Annotated in this window: 4 protein-coding genes; 3 read left to right on the top strand and 1 reads right to left on the bottom strand. The window is 74.9% G+C overall.

Going from position 1 to position 4,017, the window contains the following annotated elements:
• Nucleotides 1–45 precede the first annotated feature (45 nt).
• On the bottom strand, nucleotides 46–831 hold the full coding sequence (gene fabG, locus ACFV0G_RS36470; protein ID WP_380557195.1) for a 3-oxoacyl-ACP reductase FabG: 786 nt from the start codon (nucleotides 829–831) through the stop codon (nucleotides 46–48).
• Nucleotides 832–1,042: 211 nt separating this feature from the next.
• Here fabG and ACFV0G_RS36465 point away from each other — a divergent pair, with 211 nt between their 5' ends.
• The 3 genes from ACFV0G_RS36465 (at nucleotide 1,043) to ACFV0G_RS36455 (ending at nucleotide 3,961) form a co-directional block, all read left to right on the top strand.
• Nucleotides 1,043–1,474: a nuclear transport factor 2 family protein gene (locus ACFV0G_RS36465; RefSeq protein ID WP_380557193.1), complete on the top strand. Its 432-nt coding sequence runs from the start codon at nucleotides 1,043–1,045 to the stop codon at nucleotides 1,472–1,474.
• Complete coding sequence (locus tag ACFV0G_RS36460) at nucleotides 1,474–2,397, top strand: MBL fold metallo-hydrolase (protein ID WP_380557191.1); 924 nt, start codon at nucleotides 1,474–1,476, stop codon at nucleotides 2,395–2,397. The genes ACFV0G_RS36465 and ACFV0G_RS36460 overlap by 1 nt, the downstream gene beginning before the upstream one ends.
• 121 nt (nucleotides 2,398–2,518) lie before the next feature.
• Nucleotides 2,519–3,961, top strand: coding sequence for an MDR family MFS transporter (locus ACFV0G_RS36455; RefSeq protein ID WP_380557189.1), 1,443 nt, complete (start codon nucleotides 2,519–2,521; stop codon nucleotides 3,959–3,961).
• Nucleotides 3,962–4,017 lie beyond the last annotated feature (56 nt).

Genomic DNA, 4,017 nt, shown 5'->3' with positions numbered 1-4,017 from the left:
GCCCCCGTGGGGTGGGGCGCCGGGCCGTGCTCGCGGGGTGGGGGATCAGTAGTTGCCGAGGCCGCCGCAGACGTTGAGGGCCTGCGCGGTGACCGCGGCGGCGTCGTCGCTCACCAGGTACTCGACCATCGCGGCCACCTCGCGGGTCTCCACGTAGCGGCCCATCGGCACCCGGGTGGTGATCCGGTCGTGGGTCTCGTCCAGGGAGACGTTCCAGATGCCGGCGTAGTGCTCGCGCACCTTGGCCGCCATCGGGGTCTCCACGAAGCCCGGACAGACCGCGTTCACGGTGATGCCGGTGCGGGCCAGCTCCAGGCCGAGCGCCTTGGTGAAGCCGACCACGCCGTGCTTGGACGCCGAGTACGGCGCGGCGTGGACGACGCCCTGCTTGCCGCCGGTGGAGGCGATGCTGATGATCCGTCCGCGCTGCTTGCCGAGCATCCCGCCGGCGGTCAGCACCTCCTTGGTCATCAGGAAGACGCTGGTGAGGTTGGTGGTGATGACGTCGTTCCAGAGCTCGTCGGCGATCTCGGCGGTGGCGCCGCCGCCGCTGCGGCCGGCGTTGTTCACCAGGATGTCCACCGGGCCGAAGCGCTCCACGGCGGCCCGGACGTAGTCGCGGATCTGGGCCGGGTCGGCGACGTCGCAGGTGGTGCCGTCGACCTCCAGGCCCTCCTCCTGCAGCGCCTTCACCGCGGCGGTGAGCTCGTCGGCCTTCCGCGCGCAGATGAAGACCCGGGCGCCGAGCCGGGCGAGCCGGCCGGCGACCTCCAGGCCGATCCCGCTGGTGGCACCGGTGACCAGTGCCACCGGTGCGGTTGCCTCCGTCATGTCTCCTCCATCGCCGCTGATCAGGGCGGTCGGGTGCGGTTCGACGGAAGCGTGCGGCGCACCCCTGGAGGAGCGGTCGACCCCGGCTCGACGCCGCGGTCCCGGGCGCTGTCCGCGGCGTTCGAGCGGGGTTCGAGCCGCGCGGAGCACGGTGGGCGCGCGGGCGGGCCGCCCGCCGACCGAGGCACTGGGCCGAACGACCGGAGGAGCCATGCTCGCCACACGCGTCCCCACCGATCTCTACCTGCGGGTGCAGCAGTTCTACGCCCGGCAGATGCAGGCCCTGGACGACCTGCGCTTCACCGAGTACGCGGCCACCTTCACCGAGGACGGCAGCTTCCAGCACGCCCCCGGCGTCGAGCCGGCCCGCGGCCGCGCCGCGATCCTCGGCGTCCTGGAGGACTTCAACCGCCGCTTCGAGGACGACCCGGTGCAGCGCCGCCACTGGTTCAACCAGATCGTCCTGGACGAGCAGGAGGACGGCTCGCTGCGCTCCACCGTCTACACCCTGGTGGTGCACGCCCGGCCGGGCGTGCGGCAGCCGGAGATCGCGCCGAGCTGCGTGGTCCACGACGTGCTGGAGGTCACCGACGGCGAGGTGCTCACCCGCTCCCGGCTGGTCACCTACGACCACCTGGTCTGATGGCGCTCGGCACCGCGGCCGTCCTGACGCCCAGCGTGCAGGAGGTCGCCGACGGGGTCTTCGCGTACGTCCAGCCGGACGGCGGCTGGTGCCTGAACAACGCCGGCATCGTGGTGGACGGCGGCGAGTGCGTCCTGGTGGACACCGCCGCCACCCGCTACCGGGCGCTCGGGCTGCGCGAGGCCGCCGCCCGGCTCGCGCCGGCACCGGCGCGGATCGTGGTCAACACGCACTTCCACGGCGACCACACCTTCGGCAACTGCGTGTTCGCCGCGGACGCGGTGGTGGTCGGCCACGAGCGGACCCGCACCGCGATGGCCGGGGCCGGGCTGCACCTCACCACGCTCTGGCCGGACGTCTGCTGGGGCGGCATCGACCTGGAGCTGCCCGCGATCACCTACCGCGACCGGATGACCGTGCACGCGGGGGAGACCGCGCTGGAGCTGAGCCACCCCGGCCCGGCGCACACCACCGACGACACCGTGGTGTGGCTGCCCCGGCAGCGGGTGCTGTTCACCGGCGACCTGGTGATGTCCGGGGTCACCCCGTTCATCGCGATGGGCTCGCTGGCCGGCTCGCTGGACGCGATCGCCGCACTGCGGGCGCTCGACCCGGTCACCGTGGTGCCCGGGCACGGCCCGGTCGGCGGCCCCGAGCTGCTGGACGAGGCGGAGGCGTACCTGCGTCGGCTGGAGGTGCTGGCCCGCGGCGCCAGGGCGGCCGGGCTGACCCCGCTGGAGGCGGCCCGGCACGCCGACCTCGGCCCGTTCGCGGACCTGCTGGACGCGGAGCGGCTGGTGCCCAACCTGCACCGGGCGTACGCGGAACTGGACGGCGCCGAACCGGGCGCGTTCCTGGACATCGCCGAACTGTTCGAGGACATGGTGCGGTTCCACGGCGCGCTGCCGGAGTGCCGGGCCTGATCCGGGGCCGCCGGGCCCCGGCTCCAGCGGGGTTCGAGCGCGCTTCGAGCGGCGACCGGGAACGTCGCGGGGGAATCCCCACAACCGGGACATCTCGTCCCCCTGGCCGCACGGAGGAGCCATGACGACGACCCCCGAGACCGCCAAGCCGGCGGCGCCGCCCGCCCGGGCGGCCGATCCGCCGCGCCCGGCCGTGCCGCGCCACGTCTGGCAGGTCGCCGCCGTGGTGATCGTCGGCGCGTTCATGGCCCAGCTCGACGGCGCCCTGGTCAACATCGGCCTGGCCACCGTCGCGGCCGACCTGCATGCCTCGCTGCAGACCTCCCAGTGGCTGGTCAGCGGCTACCTGCTGGCCCTGGTGGCCGGGCTGCCGCTGTGCGGCTGGGCGGGCCGCCGGATCGGCGCGGGCCGGCTGTGGGTGTGGTCGCTGGTGGCGTTCACCGTCGCCTCGGTGCTCTGCGCGGTGGCTGGCGACATCCGGGTGCTGATCGCGGCCCGGGTGCTCCAGGGCGTGGCGGGCGGCCTGCTGCTGCCGGTCGGCCAGACGGTGATCGCCCAGGTCGCCGGGCGCGAGCTGATGGGCCGGGTGATGAGCTCGGCCGGCGCCGCGCTGGTGCTGGCACCCGCGCTCGGCCCGGTGCTGGGCGGCCTGCTGATCGCCCACACCTCCTGGCCCTGGCTGTTCCTGATCAACGTCCCGGTCGGCGTGCTCGGCGTGTGGCTCGGTCTGCGGGTGCTGCCGCGCGGCGAGCCGCAGGCGTCCACGGGCTTCGACACCGCAGGCTTCGCGCTGATCGGTGTCGGCCTGCCCGCACTGACCTACGCGGTGAGCACCGCGGCCGAGCCGGGCGGGCGCACCGCCACCGGCTTCTGGCTGCCGCTGGTGCTGGGCCTGGCAGCGCTGGCCGCGTTCGTGCTGCGGGCCCGCCGCACCGCCGCGCCGCTGCTCAACCTGGGCCTGTTCGCCAACCGGGTCTTCACCGCGGCGTCGGTGTCCGGCTTCCTCGCCGGGGCGATCCAGTTCGGCGCGCTGGTGATCTGGGCGCTGTACTTCCAGCAGCTGCGCGGCTACGGCGTGATCGCCTCCGGGCTGGCCATGGTGGGCTTCGCCCTGGGGGCGGCCCTGCTGCCGTTCGCGGGCCGGCTGACCGACCGGTTCGGCGGCGGCCCGGTGGCGCTCACCGGGGCGCTGCTGACCGGGGCGAGCGTGCTGCCGGTGGCGCTGCTGCCCGCCGACACCCCGCTCTGGGCGCTGGAGGCCTGCCTGTTCGCGCTGGGCGTGGCCAACGCGCTGTCGGTGGTGCCGTCGTCCACCGCGGCCTACGTCAGCGTGCCGCCGCAGCAGGTGCCGGACGCCGTGACGGTGATCAACATCTTCCTGCGGCTCGGCGGCGCGGTCGGCGCCTCCCTGCTCATCGCGGTGCTGGGGGACGGCGGCGGCGACCGCGCGGGCCTGCTGGCCGGCTTCCACGCCTCGTTCTGGTGGCTGGCGGCCTTCTCACTGGTGTTCGCCGGGTGCGCGCTGGTGCTGGTCAGGGCCTCCGCGCCGCGGGACGGCCGGTGACGGTGCCGCACCCCGGCACCCCGGTGCGCCGCGGTGCCCGTCCGCTCGGGACGGGC

Source organism: Kitasatospora sp. NPDC059571, from assembly GCF_042735675.1.
Classification (GTDB): domain Bacteria; phylum Actinomycetota; class Actinomycetes; order Streptomycetales; family Streptomycetaceae; genus Kitasatospora.
Note: the sequence above shows the minus strand (reverse complement) of the source record. Positions and strands in the feature narration are given on the sequence as shown.

Excerpts from the sequence above, each read along its gene's own strand:
- fabG (WP_380557195.1), bottom strand. The coding sequence starts at position 831 with ATGACGGAGGCAACCGCACCGGTGGCACTGGTCACCGGTGCCACCAGC.
- ACFV0G_RS36465 (WP_380557193.1), top strand. The coding sequence starts at position 1,043 with ATGCTCGCCACACGCGTCCCCACCGATCTCTACCTGCGGGTGCAGCAG.
- ACFV0G_RS36460 (WP_380557191.1), top strand. The coding sequence starts at position 1,474 with ATGGCGCTCGGCACCGCGGCCGTCCTGACGCCCAGCGTGCAGGAGGTC.
- ACFV0G_RS36455 (WP_380557189.1), top strand. The coding sequence starts at position 2,519 with ATGACGACGACCCCCGAGACCGCCAAGCCGGCGGCGCCGCCCGCCCGG.